Annotated in this window: 21 protein-coding genes; 6 read left to right on the forward strand and 15 right to left on the reverse strand. The window is 37.1% G+C overall.

Annotated elements, in window-relative coordinates:
• Nucleotides 1-3 precede the first annotated feature (3 nt).
• From TP70_RS07265 to TP70_RS07275, 3 genes are all read left to right on the forward strand, one after another.
• Nucleotides 4-282 carry a GNAT family N-acetyltransferase gene (locus TP70_RS07265; protein WP_044360646.1) on the forward strand — a complete coding sequence of 93 codons (279 nt, stop codon included), beginning with the start codon at nt 4-6 and terminating at the stop codon, nt 280-282.
• Between the two features lie 81 nt (nt 283-363).
• Complete coding sequence (locus TP70_RS07270; protein WP_044360647.1) at nt 364-1,743, forward strand: aldehyde dehydrogenase; 1,380 nt, start codon at nt 364-366, stop codon at nt 1,741-1,743.
• Nucleotides 1,744-1,820: 77 nt separating this feature from the next.
• The gene (locus TP70_RS07275; protein WP_044360648.1) at nt 1,821-2,150 is read left to right on the forward strand and encodes a hypothetical protein; all 330 of its coding nucleotides are present in this window, start codon (nt 1,821-1,823) and stop codon (nt 2,148-2,150) included.
• Between the two features lie 207 nt (nt 2,151-2,357).
• Here TP70_RS07275 and TP70_RS12995 read toward each other — a convergent pair whose 3' ends face one another.
• From TP70_RS12995 to TP70_RS12395, 3 genes are all read right to left on the reverse strand, one after another.
• Nucleotides 2,358-2,819, reverse strand: a complete 462-nt coding sequence (locus TP70_RS12995; protein WP_084207671.1) for a transposase — start codon at nt 2,817-2,819, stop codon at nt 2,358-2,360.
• 104 nt (nt 2,820-2,923) lie between these two features.
• A complete protein-coding gene (pglS, locus tag TP70_RS07280; protein WP_044360649.1) occupies nt 2,924-3,967 on the reverse strand; it encodes a 6-phosphogluconolactonase in 1,044 nt (347 codons plus the stop codon).
• A 72-nt stretch (nt 3,968-4,039) separates the two neighbouring features.
• The gene (locus TP70_RS12395; RefSeq protein ID WP_169743614.1) at nt 4,040-4,213 is read right to left on the reverse strand and encodes a hypothetical protein; all 174 of its coding nucleotides are present in this window, start codon (nt 4,211-4,213) and stop codon (nt 4,040-4,042) included.
• A 167-nt stretch (nt 4,214-4,380) separates the two neighbouring features.
• Between TP70_RS12395 and TP70_RS07285 the strand changes: the two genes are divergently transcribed.
• Complete coding sequence (locus TP70_RS07285) at nt 4,381-4,770, forward strand: hypothetical protein (protein WP_044360650.1); 390 nt, start codon at nt 4,381-4,383, stop codon at nt 4,768-4,770.
• A gap of 331 nt (nt 4,771-5,101) precedes the next feature.
• Nucleotides 5,102-6,145: a C45 family autoproteolytic acyltransferase/hydolase gene (locus tag TP70_RS07290; RefSeq protein ID WP_044360651.1), complete on the forward strand. Its 1,044-nt coding sequence runs from the start codon at nt 5,102-5,104 to the stop codon at nt 6,143-6,145.
• Between the two features lie 116 nt (nt 6,146-6,261).
• On the opposite strand, the gene TP70_RS07295 is transcribed toward TP70_RS07290, so the two are convergent.
• The 12 genes from TP70_RS07295 to TP70_RS12400 form a co-directional block, all read right to left on the reverse strand.
• Complete coding sequence (locus TP70_RS07295) at nt 6,262-7,104, reverse strand: DUF4097 family beta strand repeat-containing protein (RefSeq protein WP_044360652.1); 843 nt, start codon at nt 7,102-7,104, stop codon at nt 6,262-6,264.
• A 2-nt stretch (nt 7,105-7,106) separates the two neighbouring features.
• Nucleotides 7,107-7,664 (reverse strand): HAAS signaling domain-containing protein, encoded by a 558-nt coding sequence (locus tag TP70_RS07300; RefSeq protein ID WP_044360653.1) that lies wholly within the window; start codon nt 7,662-7,664, stop codon nt 7,107-7,109.
• Between the two features lie 209 nt (nt 7,665-7,873).
• Nucleotides 7,874-9,235 (reverse strand): gluconate:H+ symporter, encoded by a 1,362-nt coding sequence (locus TP70_RS07305; RefSeq protein WP_044360654.1) that lies wholly within the window; start codon nt 9,233-9,235, stop codon nt 7,874-7,876.
• Between the two features lie 10 nt (nt 9,236-9,245).
• Nucleotides 9,246-10,796, reverse strand: a complete 1,551-nt coding sequence (gene gntK / locus TP70_RS07310; protein ID WP_044360655.1) for a gluconokinase — start codon at nt 10,794-10,796, stop codon at nt 9,246-9,248.
• Between the two features lie 13 nt (nt 10,797-10,809).
• On the reverse strand, nt 10,810-11,496 hold the full coding sequence (locus TP70_RS07315; RefSeq protein ID WP_044360656.1) for a GntR family transcriptional regulator: 687 nt from the start codon (nt 11,494-11,496) through the stop codon (nt 10,810-10,812).
• A 220-nt stretch (nt 11,497-11,716) separates the two neighbouring features.
• Nucleotides 11,717-12,445, reverse strand: coding sequence for a phenol-soluble modulin export ABC transporter permease subunit PmtD (gene pmtD / locus TP70_RS07320; RefSeq protein ID WP_044360657.1), 729 nt, complete (start codon nt 12,443-12,445; stop codon nt 11,717-11,719).
• A complete protein-coding gene (gene pmtC, locus TP70_RS07325) occupies nt 12,445-13,317 on the reverse strand; it encodes a phenol-soluble modulin export ABC transporter ATP-binding protein PmtC (protein ID WP_044360658.1) in 873 nt (290 codons plus the stop codon). The genes pmtD and pmtC overlap by 1 nt, the downstream gene beginning before the upstream one ends.
• An 11-nt stretch (nt 13,318-13,328) precedes the next feature.
• Entirely contained in the window at nt 13,329-13,976 is a 648-nt protein-coding gene (gene pmtB / locus TP70_RS07330) for a phenol-soluble modulin export ABC transporter permease subunit PmtB (protein ID WP_044360660.1), read from the reverse strand.
• Between the two features lie 44 nt (nt 13,977-14,020).
• Entirely contained in the window at nt 14,021-14,572 is a 552-nt protein-coding gene (locus TP70_RS07335) for a hypothetical protein (protein WP_142382273.1), read from the reverse strand.
• Between the two features lie 46 nt (nt 14,573-14,618).
• The gene (gene pmtA, locus TP70_RS07340) at nt 14,619-15,515 is read right to left on the reverse strand and encodes a phenol-soluble modulin export ABC transporter ATP-binding protein PmtA (RefSeq protein ID WP_044360662.1); all 897 of its coding nucleotides are present in this window, start codon (nt 15,513-15,515) and stop codon (nt 14,619-14,621) included.
• Nucleotides 15,515-15,892: a PSM export ABC transporter transcriptional regulator PmtR gene (gene pmtR, locus TP70_RS07345; RefSeq protein WP_044360663.1), complete on the reverse strand. Its 378-nt coding sequence runs from the start codon at nt 15,890-15,892 to the stop codon at nt 15,515-15,517. Before pmtR ends, pmtA begins: the two co-directional genes overlap by 1 nt.
• A gap of 151 nt (nt 15,893-16,043) precedes the next feature.
• Complete coding sequence (locus TP70_RS12400) at nt 16,044-16,211, reverse strand: SE1626 family protein (protein WP_044360664.1); 168 nt, start codon at nt 16,209-16,211, stop codon at nt 16,044-16,046.
• A 157-nt stretch (nt 16,212-16,368) separates the two neighbouring features.
• Here TP70_RS12400 and TP70_RS07355 point away from each other — a divergent pair, with 157 nt between their 5' ends.
• Complete coding sequence (locus TP70_RS07355; RefSeq protein WP_044360665.1) at nt 16,369-17,658, forward strand: aminotransferase class I/II-fold pyridoxal phosphate-dependent enzyme; 1,290 nt, start codon at nt 16,369-16,371, stop codon at nt 17,656-17,658.
• The last annotated feature ends 34 nt before the right edge of the window (nt 17,659-17,692 follow it).

Raw genomic sequence — 17,692 nt, forward strand, 5'->3', positions numbered from 1 at the left:
ACTATGACATACGATATTAAAGAAACAGACAACAAGTTCTATATCGGAGAAGACGTTAACGCACCACAAGCTGAAATTACATTTATTTACCGTGATGATCATACGATTGACGTTAATCACACGTATGTATCGCCAGAATTACGTGGCGGTGGCGTCGCGAAACAATTATTCAATCGCGTCATCGAAAAAGCACAACGTGAACAACTCAAAATCATTCCAACATGTAGCTACGTCAAGTTACAGTTTGACAGAGATGCATCACTCGCATCACTTAAAGCATAATGAAACACAAAGACTGAGCCATCATTACTGATGTTAACGCTCAGTCTTTTTATACAGAGAAAAATAGAAAGGACTGAACATATGCAATCCATTACTGAGCAAGTCCAACGCACAAAAGACTACTATCATACACATGAAACAAAATCCATTAAGTTTCGTAAAAAGCAGTTAAAGCGCCTATCAAAAAGTATTAAACAACACGAAGCTGCGTTAAAAGAAGCACTTGAAACAGACCTTGGAAAAAATGCCATTGAAGCATACGCTACGGAGATTGGTTTTACCCTTAGTAGCATTAAACATATGCGTAAATCATTACAAAAATGGTCAAAAAGACAAGCGGTCGATACACCACTTTGGTTGTTCCCTGCCAAAAGTTTTATCGTCAAAGAACCTTTAGGCACAGTACTGATTATTGGCCCATTTAACTACCCTTTCCAACTTGTATTTGAGCCGTTAATTGGGGCACTTGCTGCAGGTAATACAGCCGTTGTCAAACCGTCAGAATTGACACCACATGTCGCAAAAGTAATTGAAGACATCATTACAACCGCCTTTGAACCAGCTTATGTCTCCGTCGCTCAAGGGGGTGCCGACACAATTCAAGCATTGCTGAAAGAACCTTTCGACCATATCTTCTTTACAGGAAGCGAACATGTCGGCAAAATAGTCTATCAAGCCGCAGCCGAACAACTGATACCAGTAACATTGGAACTCGGTGGCAAGTCTCCAGTTATTATCGACAAAACCGCCAACTTAAAAGTAGCAAGTGAACGTATTTGTTTCGGTAAATTCGTCAATACAGGCCAAACATGCGTCGCACCAGACTATATTTTAATTGATGAAACCGTAAAAGATGACTTTATTTACGCCTTACGCAGTACATTGAAAGAATTTTACGGTTCACATCCACTGCGCAGTGAGGACTTAGGCCATATCGTCAATGAACGTCATTTCAAACGTCTCACATCACTTATGGACGCACAACAAGCGCAATGCGTCATCGGCGGTGAACGTGACGATGACAAACATCGAATCGCTCCAAGTATCTATGATAACGTCAAAGCAGAAGATCCATTGATGCAAGAAGAAATCTTCGGACCACTGTTACCGATTATGACCTATCAACAACTTGATGAAGCGATCCACTTCGTTCAATCACGTCCTAAACCATTGGCATTGTATCTGTTTAGCGAAGATGAAAACGTCTCAGACCGTGTGCTGAATGAGCTCTCATTCGGTGGTGGTGCTATCAATGACACATTATTACACCTTGCCAACCCTAACCTACCATTTGGTGGTATCGGCGCTTCAGGTATCGGTCGTTATCATGGTAAATATTCATTTGATACTTTCACACATGAGAAACCATATATTTTCAAAACAACTAAGTTAGAATCCGGGCTACTCTTCCCGCCATACAAAGGCAAATTAGATACCATTAAAAATCTGTTTAAGAAATAAGGCAAACAGCCGTTCATAGCATTGCTTACTGGGTATCTCAAGTAGGTCAAACTTTGATATAAGAGAGTGTGATTTGAATGAATAACGAAGAATTAGAGTCTAAATTGTTGTTAATTAAGCAATCTATAGATGTTTTACAAGAAGAATTAGCACCTAATCTAAAAACAAAAGATTTAGTTTTATTACGTTACGATTATAGCGTTGATGAAATTAAGAAGTTAAATGATTATTTATTTAAATTAACAATGAACGATGATAAAGTGACAAAAAAAGAATTTAAAAGCGTTCTATGTGATATAAGAGGAGTTCCTGAAATTCCAAATAGGCAAATTGATGATGTTTTGGAAGGTTATAGAAATAGTGAACTTCATGTTGATGTAATAGATTATATTTTGAATAGCAATTAAAAAAGGGGTAGAACATAGGCATCCAGTTTCTTTGATAAAAAGTCGTTAAAATTCATTGTTTGGATTTTAGCGGCTTTTTATCTTATGTTTAAACAAAAAACTAGCACTTATCTGGCTAGTTTCCTGATGTATACTGCCATAAGTGCTATTCCGAGTTCACATTCAACCTTTGATTGCGTGCAAACAGATAGTTTTTGAAAACCCAAATTAGCCTTCAGTTTTTCTAAAACTTGATTCGACATCTATTTTTCTCTTTTTATAGATATCTCTTGTTTTTGAATCTGAAAGCTGTTTATTTGTGAATACTTTAAAACAATCCCACGTCAGATTTTTATATAGTCGTTTGTTTGTATTAGGATTCGTACTGAATCTCATACACTCACTTCGTAAAAGGCATCCAACGCAATCTTCACATTGATATAATTTAAAATCTCTTTGGTAACCATATCTGTCTCTTCTTTTGCTATAACTTCGGAAAGGTAATTCCTTCATATTCGGACATATATTACGAAGATTGGTTTTAACTCTTAGTAGCATTAAACATATACTTAAGTCATTACAAAAATGGTCAAAAAACAAGCAGTCGATACACCGCTTTGGCTGTTCCCTGCCAAAAGTTTTATCGCCATCCTCTTCATTTTTACTTTTTGCGTCACGCATATTCCACATAAATTAAAACAGAATTCCCTTTAATTAGTCATACAACACTAACAATAAATCTAAAAAAGCCACGGAACATGATGTGTGATTACACCTTCCATGGCTACGTATGATTAATCTTCTAGAAATTTCACACAAACGCCTTCAGCTGCTTGTTGGCTATCATCTGTTTGTGTTAATAAACCTGTTACTTTATCACGTTTGAATACAACAACTTTGGAGTCGCCTTGTTCATGCGCAACAACGAGGTAGTCATCTGACGCTGTAATGTTGAAGTCACGTGGGAAAACATCTCCAGACGATACAATATCGACTAATTCTAGTTTTGCGCCATCGTCTAAAACTTTAAAAATCGCAATACTATCATGACCTCTATTTGAAATATACAAAAATTGTTGGTCATGTGATAAATGTACCGCTGCTAGCTTCGTTGGTTGTAAGTAGTCTTTCGGTATCGTTAAGTGACGTTCACGTTCTGTAAAACGACCATCTTCATAGTCCATAACGACTACTGTGTTTGACAATTCGTTCACAACGTACGCATAGCGACCTGTTTTGTGATAAGCGATATGACGTGGACCGTCTCCCGGTTGTAACTGTGTACGGTATGCGACATCTAACCCTTGATTGCCGTAGTGATATGTTACGAGTAAGTCTGCACCTAAATCGACAGCTACGACATATTTTTGTTCAGGCGTCACTTCTAAATAATGTACATGTGGTGCGTCTTGTCTTGCCACATTCGGTCCCGGTGTGTATTCGTGATACACTTCTTCAATTAATTTAACGATTTGGTGTTTGTCTGCATCAAATTCATAAATTCGTGCCAGACCATCGCCATATACCGCTTCAAACGCAAAAGCACCATCCGGTGATACAGAAACATAACAACCTGAACCTTTAAGTGATTTCAAACAGTGTCCCGTCTCTTCTAAAGTGCTATCATCTTTAATTTTAAATGTCGCTAAGCCCGCATTTTGATCATCTTTTGTAACTGCTAGTAATGTATCTTTAAATTGGCTCAGATACGTTGATGCGTTTAATTCAAATCCTGTTTCTACGGTTGTTATTTTTCCAGTTTGTTCATCTAATTCAAAACGATAAATCCCTTTACCATTCTTTTTTGTATAAGACCCTATGTAACCTTTCGTTGCCATATCTGTCCCTCCTCCATTATCTAATGAAAAGGACTGTCATAGAATACACGGATTCTACTTCAGTCCCTCATCTTAACCTAAGTTATTTTCAATATCTGATACGATTTCTTTTGTTTTGCTTTCAATTTCTTCAAAATCTTTCTTGAAAACATACGCTAATACTGCGGCACCAACACCAACCGCTAATGTTGTGAAGAATGTTAATGCGAAGATAAACTTGAATAATCCTTTAATAAAGTTCCACATCTAAAATCACCTCTGTTTACAAAATATATACACCATTATCATATCATATATAATGCGTATCTTTAAATAAATACCCGGAACACGAACAAAGTAACCCAAAAATATTCAATAATTCATATAAATATGGTACATTATGGTTAAATAATTTTAGGAAAGAGGTAAATTGCATGCCATACATTTCATTGCTCAATTATTGGAAAAACCATGACATTGAAGGTGTCACGAATATGGTAGATGATCAAGTGGCAGCATACTATTTTAATGATTGTGGGGTTCCAGTGGCACTCAATAAGTCAGTGGTTATTGACATGCTTCATAAGCGCATGAAACAAGTTGAAGCTGACGCGCATTTACAATGGAATTTTGAAGTTGTGCAACGCGCACATATTCAGGATAAGCAAATCGTTATTTTCTATACGTACTCATCTGAAAAGCCTGAATATCATGAAATTGAAAAAACAATGATTTCGATTATCTTTGACACAAGGCAACCAGACAATGTCAGTCGCATTATATCCATTCATATTACACCTAACATCAAAGACTTCCACAGCTAGTGATAGATTGATCACATAACTATTTTTTATTTATACTGTGTTCTGCCCATCCATCTATAGATGACACACAATCACCACTTACTAAGTGCACCACCTATTATAGACAGCAATTCTCGTACATATATTTTATTTGTTTTATGATGTAAAGTTTCGATAAAACCAATTTTTAAATTTTATTAATGCTTGACCCATCTATTCACACTCCATTTTTATTTATTGCCGTTTTTGATGATATACTTATTATAGTCATGTTACGTCATAAAACCATTAACCGTGCGTTACAACAACGTAACAAATTATGTATATTTTATTGCAGAAAGGGTGTCGAAATATGCAAAACGTCCAATCAGACATTTTAACTTTTAGAGGCTCACATTACGACTACGGAGTTGCTGTCGGCACTTGGCTTCAACAGACGGAAATGCTCAAAAATCGAGAGAAGGAATGGCGCAAGCGTGTACCACGTTTCGATATCGACATTCAAGAAACGTATGCAATCTTTCAACAATTCGCCCCACACATTTGGGACGAAATTCGTGGTTTACAAGATGTTTTAAATATTCCAACACGACAAGCAATTTTAAATTTTGCTCACTATCGCTTTACATCACTGCCTGATAGTGGTTGCAGTGTATTTGTTGGCGATCACTACCTTGTGCGCAACTATGATTATCATCCTGCGACGTATGATGGTCGCTATCAACTTTTTCAACCGACTGATGGTGGCTATGCACAAATTGGTCCGATGTCACGTACAACAGGGCGTATGGATGGGATGAATGAGCATGGACTTGTGATGGCGTACAACTTCATGCATCGTAAAAAACCAGCGAATGGTTTCGTTTGTTATATGGTAGGCCGCCTTATTTTGGAGTATTGTCGGAATGTCGATGAGGCGATTGCTTTGTTGAAAAATATTCCACATCGTAGTTCGTTTAGTTATATTGTGCTAGATGCAACGGGAGCACATGCCATTATTGAAGTTTCGCCACGTGGTATCGACATTCGCTATGACCAAACGTGTACGAATCATTTTAAACTTTTGACGCATGAAAATCGAAATTATACGAAAGAATCTACAGAACGCCTTGCACGCATGGAAGCACAAATTGCACAAGCGACACCGGATAAATTTGATATTTTTAAACGCTTTAACGATCCAGCACACGACATTTATAGTAAATTGTTTAAAAGCTGGAGTGGTACAATTCATACGTCGATGTATGATCCTACGACTTTAACCGCTTGGATTACATTAGGTGAAAATCAAAATCCTGTTGCCTTTAACTTTGGGGCATGGTTAGCGGGTGAACCGATTCATTACACAACATTACATGGCCAGCTAGACACAGACATTCACTTTGCCTCACATTAACTTTATATAAATAAAACTAGGTACTTTTAATTATCTATCCACCACAGAAGATGGACAGCCATAAAGAAACAGCCTAAAATGCGCATATTCTCTAGCATTTTAAGGCTGTTTTTATATTATCGAATGACAATATCGCCATCGTTTGTATAAAGTTCTACTTGATGCTTCGCCTGACCGTTTAAACCTTGCTTCAAATGTGGGGACTGTATCGTTGCGTCTCCATTGGTTGGACTTAACATTAAACGCACATGTTGTGGCGGTTGCGCATAAGACATTTCAATATCGCCTTGGTTCACAACCCCTTTCAAGTTACATTGGGGTGCCATTTTCAAAAGACGCATGTCCCCTTCATCTACTTTAAAAAGACTTTGCTGTACGTTGAATTTCTGCGTATTAATCAATCCTCTTTCAACGTAAATATCACTTTTGGCAAATTGACTTTCACGAATATTAACGAGTGTTTCTTCCCCTTTTATTTGTGCGTTTTTAAACTGGCAATCATTTATATTCAATTCGCCGTTCATATCATTCCATAACATGACATTATCTAATTGAATCCCTTTCATATCAATATTCGCAATCTGCGTCGTGACACTTAGGTTTTTCAAATAGTTTGGCGGTATCGCAACAACCAAACATTCTTTATTCGTGACGAATGGATTTAAGTTTAACATTTTTCTTTTAGAATGCAGACGTTCCATAATTTGTAGAGTCTTTCCTTGACGCGTGACATTCAACTTATCTGCCCCTTTGTAATGCACGTGAAACTGTTGTCCGGCTTTAAACGTCACATTGACAACATCTGTATTTACAACCAGTTGATTAATATCATCTTTATTAAATGTTTGATCGACCTCTGCAACTTTGGCATCACGTTGTTCAATAAAAAACCAGACGAGCGTACCTAAAACGAAAAAAACGATAAAACAACTCATACCCAATATAAATAGTTTCTTCATTTTTACATAATTCCTTTTTTGATGAAATTCATATTCCATTTCATATAACGTAGCAATATATGACGTAATGTGGTTAAAAACTTAATAATAGCAACTAAAAACATCGTGCCTAATCCGAGATACGCAAAACTGAATAAGTAATTACTTAATGAAAAATTTTGCATGCCTGCCCAAATGTTCCAAATAAAAACAATGAGTGGTGCGAGTATCATGCCGAGCGAGACAAAAGTAGCTGCCAACGTAATGATGAGAATAATAAGTACGGGAATGAGTATAAAACAGAAATTAATAATACTTACACCGATTGTAGCAAGAACGGCATGAATGATATGCGAAAAGTTTGGTTTTGTCTCAGCATTTTTCAATGCATATTTCGCATATTTTTGTTTAGCGATTTGTTTGGGTGAATCGAGTGCCCGAACAATCTCTTTGTCTGTAAAGCCTTTTTTATTCTCATTGTAAAAATGATTTTCATATGTATTCATGACTACATCTATTTTGTCTTTCGGCAACTTATCTAATTGATATTCTAATTCATTCAAAAAAGTAATTTTATCCATTGTACGCACCTATATTTTTAATTGAAAGTTAATTTTAATTATAATAACTATCAACTAAAATTAGAATATCTATGACACATTTGTATTGTAAATGTCATATTACTGCCAATTTATAACACGAAAGTTAAATAAGCTGTTATAATCGCTCTAATTTGTATAAAAAAGCCGAACAACACTTTTATGGTGCTGTCCAGCCTTTATTAAAATCCTTATACAAATAAACTTAAGAAGTAAACAAATACGAGACCGCTCACAGAAATAATTGTTTCTACTAATGACCATGTTAAGAATGTTTCTTTGATTGTTAAGCCAAAGTATTCTTTAAACATCCAGAAGCCGGCATCGTTCACGTGAGAACAGAAGACACTACCCGCACCAATCGCTAATACGACGAGTGCCAAATTCACATCTGCTGTTTGAAGTAATGGTAATACAATACCTGTTGTTGAAATGGCTGCCACTGTCGCTGAACCTAATGCTAAACGAAGCACTGCAGCTACAAGCCAAGCTAATAATAATGGCGAAATATGTGCATCTGTAAAGAATGTTTCAATACTTTTACCAACACCACCGTCGATTAATATTTGCTTGAAAGCACCGCCACCACCAATAATTAAGAGCATCATACCGATTGGATAGATCGCTTGTGATAATGTATCCATAACCTCTTTCATCGGAATGCCACGCATTAATCCCATACTGAAAATCGCAAAGAGTACAGCTATTAACATCGCTGTGCCGGCTGTTCCAATAAAGTAAATAAAGCTTTCAAATGCATTCGTTGCACCATCTGTATGACCTGTGACTAATTGCCATACTGTCGCAAATAACATCAAAATAACTGGTAATAATGCTGTAAATGTACTTAACGCAAAGCTTGGTAATGCTTCTTTTTCAAACGTTTTGGTTGCACCCAATGATGAAATATCGCCTTCACGATGAAATGCTGTAGGTGCTAATTTTGGTGCGACTTTAACAAATAATGGCCCTGCAATTAAAGTGACTGGAATCGCGATAATGAAACCGTATAATAAGACTTCTCCAATATTTGCGTTTAACTCTGACGCAATGACAACCGGACCAGGATGCGGTGGTAAAAAGCCATGTGTAACAGATAATGCTGTCACCATCGGCAAACCAATTTTTAATTGAGACATGTTCATGCGTTTCGCAATGGTAAAGACGAGTGGAATTAACAGCACAAGTCCAACTTCAAAAAAGAGTGCGATACCGATAATGAATGATGCGATAACCATCGCCCATTGCACGTAACGTTCACCAAGTCGTTTGATCAATGTGTCGGCAATTTGTGTTGCACCGCCACCGTCTGCAAGTAACTTACCGAGCATTGCACCGAGTCCAAAAATCAATGCGATATGTCCAAGTGTCCCGCCCATACCGGTTTCAATCGTTTTAATAATACTATCAAATGGCATACCTAGGAAAAGTCCTGTCACGATTGCTGTCACAATCAACGACACAAACGTATTTAACTTAAACGCCATAATTAATACAAGTAATACTAAAATACCTAATACAACACTGATAATCGGCCATAAATCATGTACCATAATGATCCCTCTATTCTTCTACTTTATAATGTTTTCTTTGAAATTGTGCTAACGAACTATACGATGACATTAAACTGCGACTCACTTGAATAAAGATGGACGCTAGTTCTTGATAGCGCTGAACGTAATCTTGATTTGGTTGATGGGCATGTGTTTTACCAACCCAGTCTGCAATCATGTCGTAGCTGCCATGCTTACCAATCGCTTGGCTACCAATAGCGCATGCACCTAAGCATGAACTTTCATAGCTTTCTGGCACTTCCAACACACAGTCGAAAATGTCTGCCATCATTTGTCGCCACAATGCACTTTTAGAAAAGCCACCTGTCGCATGAATTTTAGATGGAATGTCTCCCATTACCTCAATCAATGCTAAATACACTGTATATAAATTGAACAAGACGCCTTCTAACACAGCACGAATCATATGTTCTTTCTTATGTGCTAATGTTAAGCCGATAAATGAACCTCTCGCATCAGATGTCCAAAGTGGTGCACGTTCTCCCGCTAAATAAGGATGGAACATTAACCCTTGTGCACCCGGGGCAACTTTTTCCGCAATACGTGTCATCACGTCATAACTATCCATACCGAGTCGCTTCGCTGTTTCTACTTCACTTGCGAGCAGTTCATCGCGTAGCCAACGCAGTACAACACCACCATTGTTGACAGGCCCACCGATAACATAATGGTCATCATCTAGTACATAGCAGAAAATGCGTCCTTTGCTGTCAGTAAGTGGACGATCTACAACCGTTCGTATCGCCCCTGACGTTCCAATTGTTACAGCGACTTCCCCCGGTCGATAACTGTTCACACCAAGGTTCGATAACACGCCGTCGCTCGCACCGATAACTAACGGTGTTGTCGTATGCACACCGATTTGTTCAGCATGTTGTGCATCCATCGGCTGGCAAATGTAGCCTGTTGAAACGAGCTTCGGTAATTGTTCTGGAGTCAGTTCTAGTAACGCCAACACATCACGATCCCAATCGCGTGCTTCCAAGTTGTAAAGTCCCGTTGCTGAAGCGATAGATTCGTCCATCACCCACTCACCAGTCAAACGATAAATTACATACGACTTAATATCGACAAAACGTGCCGCACGGTTGTAAAGTTCCGGTTCATCATTTTTTAGCCACCACATTTTACATAACGGTGACATCGCATGAATCGGTGTCCCAGTTCGTTCATATATTTGTTGCCCTTGATAGTTATTTTTCAAATCTTCAACGGCATAACGTGCACGGTTGTCCGCCCATGTAATACTATTCGTCAGCGGATTCCCTTCTTGATCGACTAAAATCAAACTGTGCATTTGCGCACTGAATGCAATAAATGAAATTTGTTCGGGCTGCACACGCTGATTTCTAATCACACCTTGTAACGTACCAACGACAGCATCAAACAAGACATCCGGATCTTCTTCAGACGTATCAATTGTCGGTGTGAACATCTTGTATTCTTGTTGCGCCTTATCAATCACTGCCCCTTGTTCATCATAGAGCACCGCTTTCGTACTCGTCGTTCCTATATCGATACCGATCATATACTCTGTCATGTTCTTTCTCTCCTTACTTCGCTTGATCAGACCAAAATGCGCCAATGTCATTGTTCAAATCACTAAAGTTCAGACGAAATGCTTCATACATCAAGCCACGATCTTTTTGTTCAATCGCTTCAACAAACTTTTGATGATTATGTATAATGCGGTTAAAATCTTCAATGTCTTCATTCATACGTCGCAACATCCCGATATAAACAAGACACAGCATCAATGGCTTCATTTGCATCCATAAATGTGTCAAATAACTATGTTCACACGCATTAACCATTAATTCGTGAAACGCAATGTCATGTTCTGTAAAACTTACAGGATCTTTAAACTTCACGCTGACTTTCATCATCTCTAATGCTTGATACATGGCATGTACAATCGACGGCAAATCCTCTCGCTGAATGACCTTTGTAAAAGCAAACGTTTCAATCATCAACCGCATATCCGTCATCTCTTGTTGTTTCGTTTCATCAAAAGGTAATACTTCCGCCCCCATGCGTTCAAGCTGAATGAGTCGATCTTGACTCAAAATTTTAAAAGCATCTCGAACGGGCGAGCGACTCACATTGAACTGTTTCGCAATTTGATTTTCAGTAATGACTTGTTGCGACTCATACTCGCCATTCATCATATTCAAACGTAAGCATGCCGCAATCCATTCCCCTTTTGACATCTGTTGTTGCCATTGTTTTGGAAACTCCATATTTCATCACCCCAACTTGTATACAAGTATTCTAATTCAAAGTTTTGATTTTGTAAACGCTTACGCTCAGATTGTCACAAATTAGCATTATATTTTTTAGAACAGTAAAGATAGCGTTAAGCGATAAAAAAACGCACAACCTAAATAGATTGCACGCTTAAATACAGGCATAAAAAAACAACACCTCTGAAAGTGGAAGCAGAAGTGTTGTTGCTAACCTTTAAATATCTTTTTTAGTAATCAGCAAGGCGTTACCTGCCAATAATACAATCATTGAACCCGCATTGATGAGCCATTGTGACGTCGTAAAAGTGAAATCATCACCCAATGTTTTTTGTGTTAAATAGCCAATTGGGATGTAATTCAATGCTTCCATAATTTTTGGTCCAATTTGTGGAATGAGTGGTACAAATGGTGACACCATTGGGATAAATAATAACAAAAACATACCGAGTGTATATACGAATGCTGCCTTTTGTACGACTAAGTTAATCATAAACAATAATAAACCATAGATTAAAAATAACATGACATAAAATATTAGCAGGAGCCACGGTGTTTTACCTTCTAAGTTTCCACCTTTCGTCGTCCACTGTACAACATACGCAACTAATAATACAACGCCTGTAATAAATACACTCACAAACAGAATAGAGCATGTTTTGGTAATTAAATAGTTGATACGGTTACGCTGATTGTTGAGGTATAGCTGGATTGTCCCTTGACTGCTATCTCGCGTTAACGTCTTAACGACAAACAATAACCCAATAATAGAAAAGAACCATTTTTCAAAAGTAACAATCATGTTCGGATCAACCTCATCGCCGTTCGCAACGACTATACCTACTACAACTGTCACAGGTAAAGCACCTAATAAAATCGCAATATATGTTAATGGACTTTTTAAAATGCTCAATATATCAAATTTCACTAATTGTAAAGGATTCATTATTTGTCACCTCGTTGGTTAATATTAAAGTACGTATCTCTTAACGTTACTTTATGCGTTTCAATATATTTCGGATAAATGTGATGTGCCGCTAGTCCTTTTAATAGCGGTTGATAGTTTTGTTGCAGATTGACAACAATCTCTCCCGCTTCTTTTTGTGTTTGAAGGACTTTAAAATGTGTTGTTAAATAATCACAAGCAACTTCAAAATCTTCAACAGCCACTTGAATCATTGTTTGTTCTGACGGTTGTTCACCTGTTAAATTAACGTCTTGCACAAACTTTCCGTCACGTAAAAAGACGGCTCGGTCACAAATTAATTCAATATCTTCTAATTTATGACTGGATATTAAAATTTTCATATCCAATTCTTTCACTAATTTCTCAATTGTTTTCAAGACATCAATAGAACCGTCTGGGTCCATGCCATTTGTTGGTTCATCTAAAATTAAATACTTCGGTTTATTCATAAGTGATACGGCAATGGCAAGTTTTTGTTTCATACCCATGGAATACTTTTTAACTTTTTTATTCACATAAGATTCCATGCCAAATGCGCGAATAATATTTTCTGTATACGCTTTGTCATATCCTTTCCCTAATACACGTGCAAATAATTTTAAGTTGTATAAGCCCGTTTTATTGTCATATAACTTTGGATGCTCGATTAAATAACCAATCGCATCTTCTGGCGCAACGTTCACTTCACCTGAGTAGTTCACGATATTCCCGTTCATAATTTTCATGAGTGTCGTCTTACCCACACCGTTTTTACCGATAAGCCCTACAATATGACTCTCATTAAAAGCAAAGTCAACTTTATCAATCACTGTATGATTCCCATATTTTTTTGAAATTTGTTTTAATTCCATTGTTACGCCTCCTAAGCACGTTGATTCCGAATTGAATGATAGATATATGTCCCGATCGCTGTTAAAACACTCACGACAAAGTAATACACATCAAAATGATAATGTGCGAATTGGTTTGGATTATGAAAGACAAATAGCCCGATTAAAACGGCACACATTGCGATAAAAAACGGTATTGCAAACATCATTCCAATAATGTACACAATCATCGCGTCACGTCGATTACGTGATTGTTCTGTTGATGTTGGAAAATATATCATAAATATAAATAAATTCGATGCTAAAAATATCCAAATAAAATCCAGTTTTATATTGTTAAAACTGATGAAATCTTGATGATTATAAGAGAAAATCACAATTGCACTGAACACTGTTAACAAGATCACCGTTATGTAATGGGCGTTGAGTAGTTGTTGTTTGGAAACTGGTAAACTATGATGAAATAGATACGCCTCATCGTGACCAAAATGTTTGAATATCCGATAAGCATGTGCAGCATCAATGATTCCAATGATAAAAATAATGATGAAAATCGGTGTGAACCAAACTTCATAATCTTCTTTGAAATAGTTGTAAATGGGCAACACGAACAAAAGCATCATATAAATGATGATAGTCATTTTATGCAAATATAAATTTCTTTTTATTAAGTTAAACATATTATGCCCCCCTGACCTTTATCTTTTTGCTGAAACGCATATCATTACAATTTGATTTTATTCTGACCAATACGGCGGTAGCGTACCCATGTTTTCATGACAAAGCTAAGCAGTGACACAATGAGTAAAATCCATGGGATCACACGGAACCAATATAAGTCGACACCATTTGATAATGGTCCGATAATGAAGCACTCAAAGAATAAATATAAAAAGTAACTAATACCGTAAGTCATCCATTTGTTAGCCGCTTCATCTAAAAATGTTTTAATGCACAATGTCGCAATTAGAAAAGTTAAGCTTAATAGTGTTACTAAAATTTCAAACACCATTGAAAACGGTACAATGCACCACAAAATGGCAATACTTATTATTTGCGTGCCACAAATAAGCCAGACAGATAAATTGAAGCTTGCTAATAGCTTACGGTCACTCGTTGGTAAACTACGAAATGTCATGTATGATTTATTTCGATTTAAATACGCATTTAAATAAGTAGGTACAACTGATAACAATCCTAAATATACTAACACAAAAATTAAAAACTGTTGTGGATACCAAATATATGCACATGTAAACAAAAGAATCAAAGCCATATATAATACACATCTTGTAAGTAGTGATTCATCACTTAAGTCAAGATTACGCTTCAGCAGTGTCATCATGATGTATCACACCCTTTTTATGATGCTCATAATGCACCATAATCTCTTCAATCGTCATTGGTGAAATCGTTACACGTTGCCCAAACAATTCATGGAATGTCTGTGCATGTTTTGTCATCCCTTGATACATGCCATCTTTTTCAGCACAGTGAATAAGTAATTGTCTCAATTCAGCGTCTAAGTCGGCACTATCTCCTCGAACTAAGCGATGCGTGTCTAATAACGTATCTTTCGCTTCGTTGACGATAATCTGTCCATCTTGCAAATGAACGATGTAATCGGCAATACGCTCTAAATCTGAAAGAATATGCGTTGAAAAAATAACAGACTTTTGTTCGTCTAACAGTTCTTCTTGAATAATATCCAACACTTCGTTACGCACGACTGGATCTAATCCTGCTGTCGGTTCATCAAAAATAAACAACTCCGCATGATGACTTAAGGCAATCGCTAACGACAACTTCATTTTCATTCCGGTCGAAAATTCACGGATTTTTTGACGATACGGTAAACCGAAACGTGTTAAATAGTTCATAAAGCACTCGTGATCCCATTTGGAATAAAAAGGTGCGATTAACTTTTCAGCCTTCTTAATCGTCCATCTTTCATTCAAATATAACTCTGAATAAACGAATCCGATTCTATCTTTAATGCCGACTGGATCAGCTTTCATCGGTTGACCAAACAATTTAATCTCGCCTGATGTCGGTTGTAATAAATCCATAATTAAGCGAATCGTAGTGCTTTTCCCTGAACCGTTCGCGCCAACAAAGCCTGTGACATAACCAGTAGGTACATCAAAATGGATGTCTTCTAGCGTAAAATGTTTCGTTTCATAGCTTACATGTTGTAGTTCAATTGCATTTTGTGCCATTACAATTCCTCCTCATATAGCATCTTGACGATGTCTTGAAGTTCCGACAATGACATCCCTATTGTTTTCGATTCTTTTACAAGTGCTTGTGTCAGTTCTTCGATGATGATAAATTGCTTTTCTTTCAAAATGGATGTGTCTTGCTCTTTGACAAACGTACCTTTTCCACGAATTGAAGTTAAATAGCCATCTTTTTCAAGATCTTCATAGGCACGTTTCGTCGTAATCACGCTGACACCTAAATTTTTTGCCAACTCTCGCATTGACGGTAAATGTGCACCGACTGGTAATGTTCCACGTAAAATTTGTTCTTTAATCTGCTGCTTAATTTGTTCATAAATCGGTGATGGACTATTATTTTGCAGTAAGATTTTCACGTATGTCCCCCCTTCGTCCAACTGTATATATTGAGTATACACACTATATACTTATATGTAAAGTTACTTTTTAAAAACTTGCTATTACAATGATAAAAGCCCACTTTGTATATAGATGTTATATACAAAATGAGCTTATTAGATGTTTTTATCATTTCTTTTGATCGTTATGACGACTAATAAAGGCACAGAGCATAAAAAGAATCGTTGCCACAAATAACTTAATCGCTGACGACTCTTCCCCTTGCACTTGAAAAACCATTCCGACAACAAAAATAATTGATGCGATGATAACAAAAATTTTCGTTAAATGTTTCATATGATTCACCTCGATATGTTGTCACTTCCTGTATCATAACAAAATATGTGCATGACGCATAATGCTATTTTCATTTTTTTCATATGCTTTCTTTAACTTTCACAGAATTCACGGTATGATAGAGTTATATTTCAATTTTAGAAGTGAGGCGGATTTTATGAACCCATTAGCACTCAATCTCAACGAACAACTGAACGAACAAAACCCTAACTTACTCGATATGATGTCTGATTTAGGTAAAAACATGTACTATCCAAAAGGCATCTTAACACAATCAGCAGAAGCGAAATCAGCAGACTACAATGCAACGATTGGTATGGCAACGAACCGTGATGGCATGATGTATGCAGATGCTTTATACGATGTCTTTAACCATCTTTCTCCTGAAGACGTTTTTGCTTATGCAGCACCACAAGGTTTAGAAGCTTTGCGTGATTTATGGCTCAACAAAGTACTCAGTGACAATCCTGATTTAAAAGCAGATCAAGTGACACGTCCGATCGTGACAAACGCCTTAACACATGGTTTATCACTTGTTGGCGATATGTTCGTCAACCCGGGCGACACGGTGTTATTACCTGCCCATACATGGGGTAACTACAACCTCGTTTATGGTGTCCGTCATCAAGCAGACATTCAAAAATATCCAATCTTTGATGAAAATGGTCATTATACGACGCAAGGTTTGGTCGATACATTAAATGCCGTACAACAAGACAAAATCATTCTTATTTTAAACTATCCGAACAACCCAACTGGTTACACACCGACAGCAGACGAAGTGCATACGATTGTCGAGGCCATTGATGCCCTTGCAAAACGTGGTGTGAATGTTGTAACCGTCGTCGATGATGCTTATTTTGGACTATTTTATGAAAATGTGTACAAACAATCTATTTTTACAGCTTTAACAAATGTGAATAACCCACGTATTTTACCAATCCGTTTAGACGGCGCAACGAAAGAGTTTTTCGCTTGGGGCTTCCGTGTCGGATTTATCACATTCGGCTTATCAGATGCAACATCTCAACAAGTCGTTGAAGCGAAAGTGAAGGGGTTAATCCGTAGTAACAACTCAAACGGTTCAACACCGTCACAATCTGCCGTTCGTTATGTTCTTGAAAACCCAGAACAATTCAACAAAGATATTCAAGCGAACATTGAGACACTAGAAGCACGTTATCAAGTGACAAAAGAACTTGTATATAAAGAAGATTATCAAGCATTATGGCAACCTTACGACTTTAACTCAGGTTATTTCATGGCACTACGCGTGAAAGAGGTTAACGCTGAGACATTACGTAAACACTTGATTGAACAGTATTCAATCGGTATCGTCGCACTAAATGATACAGATATTCGTATCGCATTTAGCTGCATTGAAAAAGACGATATTCCACATGTTTTTGAAAAAATTGCACAAGGTATTCAAGATTTACAAAACTAATTAAACCACGAGAGACAGCGTTTGCCATCAACAA

Source organism: Staphylococcus microti (assembly GCF_000934465.1).
Taxonomy (GTDB): Bacteria; Bacillota; Bacilli; order Staphylococcales; family Staphylococcaceae; genus Staphylococcus; species Staphylococcus microti.